This window comes from Trebonia sp., assembly GCF_049794275.1.
Classification (GTDB): domain Bacteria; phylum Actinomycetota; class Actinomycetes; order Streptosporangiales; family Streptosporangiaceae; genus Trebonia.
In genome coordinates, this window is the sequence record NZ_JBARCR010000685.1 from 1 (window position 1) to 4,096 (window position 4,096).

The 4,096-nt window shown below is 69.1% G+C and carries 6 protein-coding genes and 1 pseudogene; 3 read left to right on the plus strand and 4 right to left on the minus strand.

Annotated features, from left to right (window positions below):
- Positions 1 to 43 precede the first annotated feature (43 nt).
- The 3 genes from WA805_RS18305 (at position 44) to WA805_RS18315 (ending at position 1,282) form a co-directional block, all read left to right on the plus strand.
- Positions 44 to 319 carry a helix-turn-helix domain-containing protein gene (locus tag WA805_RS18305; RefSeq protein ID WP_422272400.1) on the plus strand — a complete coding sequence of 92 codons (276 nt, stop codon included), beginning with the start codon at positions 44 to 46 and terminating at the stop codon, positions 317 to 319.
- Between the two features lie 112 nt (positions 320 to 431).
- The gene (locus WA805_RS18310) at positions 432 to 914 is read left to right on the plus strand and encodes a DUF4405 domain-containing protein (RefSeq protein WP_425239607.1); all 483 of its coding nucleotides are present in this window, start codon (positions 432 to 434) and stop codon (positions 912 to 914) included.
- Entirely contained in the window at positions 911 to 1,282 is a 372-nt protein-coding gene (locus WA805_RS18315; protein ID WP_425242932.1) for a hypothetical protein, read from the plus strand. The genes WA805_RS18310 and WA805_RS18315 overlap by 4 nt, the downstream gene beginning before the upstream one ends.
- 118 nt (positions 1,283 to 1,400) lie before the next feature.
- Here the strand turns inward: WA805_RS18315 and WA805_RS18320 are convergent, their stop codons facing one another.
- The 4 genes and pseudogenes from WA805_RS18320 to WA805_RS18335 all read right to left on the minus strand — a co-directional run.
- A complete protein-coding gene (locus tag WA805_RS18320) occupies positions 1,401 to 2,360 on the minus strand; it encodes an ABC transporter substrate-binding protein (protein ID WP_425242933.1) in 960 nt (319 codons plus the stop codon).
- A gap of 27 nt (positions 2,361 to 2,387) precedes the next feature.
- The gene (locus WA805_RS18325) at positions 2,388 to 3,074 is read right to left on the minus strand and encodes an ABC transporter permease (RefSeq protein ID WP_422290565.1); all 687 of its coding nucleotides are present in this window, start codon (positions 3,072 to 3,074) and stop codon (positions 2,388 to 2,390) included.
- Positions 3,071 to 3,763: an ABC transporter permease gene (locus tag WA805_RS18330; protein ID WP_422290567.1), complete on the minus strand. Its 693-nt coding sequence runs from the start codon at positions 3,761 to 3,763 to the stop codon at positions 3,071 to 3,073. The genes WA805_RS18325 and WA805_RS18330 overlap by 4 nt, the downstream gene beginning before the upstream one ends.
- Positions 3,760 to 4,096, minus strand: a pseudogene (locus WA805_RS18335) (hypothetical protein); the annotation flags it as partial. The pseudogene WA805_RS18335 and the gene WA805_RS18330, both read right to left, overlap by 4 nt.

Genomic DNA, 4,096 nt, shown 5'->3' on the forward strand with positions numbered 1-4,096 from the left:
CTTTCCGTCTCCGGGATAACTATACCGGTATTACAATCACAGTATGGTCCGGCCCCCGCTGAGTCCCGCGGAACGCGCCCGCGGCGAGCGACTCGGCGCCATCCTCCGCCAGGCGCGCGGCACGCGCAGCATGGCCGATGTGGCGGCGGAATCGGGCGTTCCGGTGGAGACCCTGCGCAAGATCGAGACGGGGCGCATCGCAACCCCCGCGTTCTTCACCGTGGTCGCGCTGGCCGCCGCGCTCGGCGTGGACCTGGAGCGCGTCGCGGCCAGGTGCGCGGCGGCCGGCGAGGCGCCACCGCGGGCGGCTTCCGCCTAGACGGAGATAGCCGGAACGTCCCGGAGCAAGCCGAGGACGTTCCGAACAATCACACGGAACTCACGCGATCCTCGCACCGACCGCGAGAGCTGGACACCATAACGTGCCCGTCGTGAGCGAGTCTCTGCCCCTGAGACGGGTCGCGGCGCGGACCCGGCTGGACTTCTGGTTCGACGCCGCCATCCTCGTCGGGTACACGGTCGCCTACAGCTACGGCTTCACCGGAGTCGTGATCCACGAGTGGCTCGGCATCGCGCTCGGGGTCGCCCTGCTGCTGCACATCACGCTGCACTGGGACTGGGTCGTGCGGACGACGGGACGGCTGCTGCGCCCGCGCGGCCCCGACAAGCTGATCTGGCTCGTCAACCTCGCGCTGCTGTTCGCCATGACCCTGTGCGTGGCGTCCGGCATCCTGATCTCGCGGGTCGCGCTGCCAGAACTCCGCATCAGCCTTGCGCTCGACGATCCGTTCTGGGACCGGGCGCACACGCTCACGGCGGAGGTGACACTCGGCCTTGTCCCGGTCCACGTGGCGCTGCGCTGGAGGTGGATCGCCGGCGTCGCCCGCCGGGTGTTCGCCAGGCGGCCGCGGTGAGGTTCCTGCGGCAGCTGGCCGCAGTGACGGCGGTTGTGGCGGTGGTCGTGCTCATCGGAGTGGCCTGGCATCACTTCGCGCCCGGCAGCTTCGGGGGTCAAGGAGGCACCGGCCCGCACCGGTTCGTCGTCCGGGGCCAGCCGGCCACGGCCGTGCCCCGGGGCGTGAAGGTGCTCCCCGGGGTTGAGCTGAACAGCGGCGGCACGTCCGGAATACCGCCCATCCAGCTCGGCGACCTGCTCGAGCCCGTGAATCTGGCCGTGCTGTGGAACACCGCCTGGATCGAGGCGGCCGTGATCGCCGCCGTGGTGGTCGTCGACGCGGGACTCAGGAAACGGCGCCGGGCCCGGCGCGGGCCTTCTCGGTAAATGCCGCGGGGCAAGCCACCGTTGAGGGATGGCGCGAATTGCTCCACCCTCAACGGTAACTGCCTGTATCTAGAAAAACTTCAATTCATTATCCGGAACGGGCCCGTGGCGACTCCGGTCAGCTCAGCCCTTCCGCCTGCAGGAAGCCGGCCGCGACGGTGGAGTAGTTCGCGTGCTCCGTGATGACCGCGTTGTCCATCTGCAGCAGGGCCTCCGTGGTCAGCTTGGCGTCGACCGCGTTGAGGGTGTTGATGATCGTGGCGTTCATCGCCGGCTTGTAGACGAGCGGGATCACGTTCTGCGCGGCGAAGTTGAACTTCGGGTCCGCGAGCGAGACCAGCTTGTCGGTGACGATCTGGGGGGTGGTCGTGAAGACGTCGGCCGCCTGCACCTTGCCGTCTTGCAGGGCGGCGAGCGTCAGCGGGCCCGACTCGTCGAGCGGGACGAAGCTCTTGAAGGTGAGCCCGTAGGTCGCCTTCAGGCCGGCGATGCCGTCGGTGCGGGTCTTGAACTCGGGCGGCGCGCCGAGCGCCATGTTCGCCGCGTACGGCTTCAGGTCGGCGATCGACTTCAGGTGGTACTTGTTCGCGGTCGCCTGGGTCACGGTGATCGAGTCGCTGTCCTGCGCAGGGGCCGAGTTGAGCACCTGGAGCGTGGACGGCAGCTTCGCGGCCAGCGCGGCGTCGACTTCCGCGGTGGTCTTCGCGGTCGACGTCTTGTCGACCTCGACCGTGAGGAGGGTGCCGTTGTATTCGGGGATGATCGAGATCGTGCCCTTCTCGACCTGCGGGTAGTACACCTCACGGGCGCCGATGTTGAGCTTGGTCGTGGCCTTGATGCCCTTGGCTTGCAGCGCCTGGGCGTAGACCGTGGCGAGCAGTTCGTTCTCCGGGAAGTTCGCCGAGCCGACGACGACGGACGTCGAGCTGCCTCCCGAGGACAGCGGGTTGGAGCTGCTCGCACTCGCGCTCGCGCTGCTGCTGCTTGACGAGCTTGCGCTGCTCGAGCACGCGGCCACGGCCGCGAGGGTGATAGCCGCGATGGCGGCTATCCCGCCAGTGGCGGTCCTGGTGCGCATATGGTTTTCCTTTCGGATGGGGTTTCCCTATTCAGTTCTGCCGAGCTCGGCCTGTTTGCGCAGGCCGACTGGGACTACCAGCCTGTTGAGCACGGCGAAAAGCGCCAGCACGAGGACGGCGAGCAGCACGACGAGAAGCGCGCCGCCGGCCACCGGACCGTAGTCGTTACTCGCGAGACCGTCGATGATGAAGCGGCCGAGGCCGCCGAGGCCGATGTACGCGGCGATCGTGGCGGTGGCCACGACGAAGATCGTCGCCGTGCGCAGGCCGACAAGCAGCAGCGGCAGCGCGATCGGGATCTCCACGCGCGTCACCTGCTGCCAGGGCGTCATGCCCATGCCCTTGGCCGCGTCCTTCACATCGGGATCGACGCCCGCCACGCCCTCGTAGGCGTTGATGATAATCGGCGGGATGGCCAGCACGACCAGCGGAATCAGCCAGGTGAGGATGCTGAAGCCGAGGTAGACGGCCAGCAGGATCAGCAGCCCGAGGGTGGGGATGGCGCGCCAGGCGTTGGCCAGGTTCACCACGAGCACCGCGCCGCGGCCGGTGTGCCCGATCGCGACCCCGAGCGGGATCCCGATCAGCGCCGCGATCAGCAGCGGCAGGACGGTGTAGCCGAGGTGGGCGAGGAGCTGCTGCGGGATGCTGTCGGACCCCTGCCAGTGGGCGGACGTGGTCACCCAGTCCCAGGCGTAGCTGAAGAAGCTCACGCGGCCCCCCTCCTCAGCGCCACCCGCTGCAGACCAGGCCACTGGGCCAGTGCCACCTGCCGCCGGGGCTGCCACGGCGTGAGCACTCTCCTGACCCCGACGAGCAGCAGGTCGCAGATGACCGCGAGCACGATGACGCACACCAGGCCCACGTAGATCTCGGTCGGGAAGGAGCGCTGCAGCCCGTCGATGAACAGGTAGCCGAGGCTGGACACGCCGATCAGCTGGCCGAGGCTGGCCAGGCTGATGCTCGCCACCACGCCGACCCGCAGGCCGCCGATGATCACCGGCGTCGCCAGCGGCAGTTCCACCATCACCAGGCGGCGCGTCGCGCCGTATCCCATCGCGGTCGCCGCTTGCCTGACGGGGGCCGGAACCGCGCGCAGCCCTTCGACGACGTTCGGCAGGATGACACACAGCGAGAAGGCGGTCAGCCCGATGATGACCGTCGTGTCGGTGAGCCCGAAGGCGGGGATGAGCGCGATCCACAGCGCCAGCGACGGGACCGCGTAGACCACGTTGACGACGGCCAGCGTCGGCGGGTAGAACCAGCGCCAGCGCGCGGCGATGATCCCGAGCGGCAGGGAGATAATCAGCCCGTACAGCGCCGACAGCACGCCCAGCTTGGCGTTCTCCCAGGTCAGTTGCCAGATGAGCGACCAGTTCTGGGGGATCCAGGACCAGATCATGGCTGTGCCCCGGATTGAGCGCCCTGGGGTCCCGGCTGGCTGGGCACGCGCTCCTTGCTGTTATCAGCCGCGTCCTCGTCCGCGGCTTTTTCCGCGACCTGGATCGCGGCCCGCAGCTGGTCGAACGTCGCCACGCCGACCGCCTGGCCGTTGTCGTCCACGCCGACGGCCTGCCCGGCGGGCGACAGCACGGCCGCGTCGAGCGCCGCCCGCAGCGAGTCGGTGCCCACCGTGAACGTGTGCCCGAACGGCTCGGCGGGCACCTGGCTCAGCGGAGTGTCGCCCGCGTGGCCGCCCAGGCTGTCCGCCTGGACCCAGCCGCGCGGCTTCCCG

Excerpts from the sequence above, each read along its gene's own strand:
- WA805_RS18305 (WP_422272400.1), top strand. The coding sequence starts at position 44 with ATGGTCCGGCCCCCGCTGAGTCCCGCGGAACGCGCCCGCGGCGAGCGA.
- WA805_RS18320 (WP_425242933.1), bottom strand. The coding sequence starts at position 2,360 with ATGCGCACCAGGACCGCCACTGGCGGGATAGCCGCCATCGCGGCTATC.
- WA805_RS18330 (WP_422290567.1), bottom strand. The coding sequence starts at position 3,763 with ATGATCTGGTCCTGGATCCCCCAGAACTGGTCGCTCATCTGGCAACTG.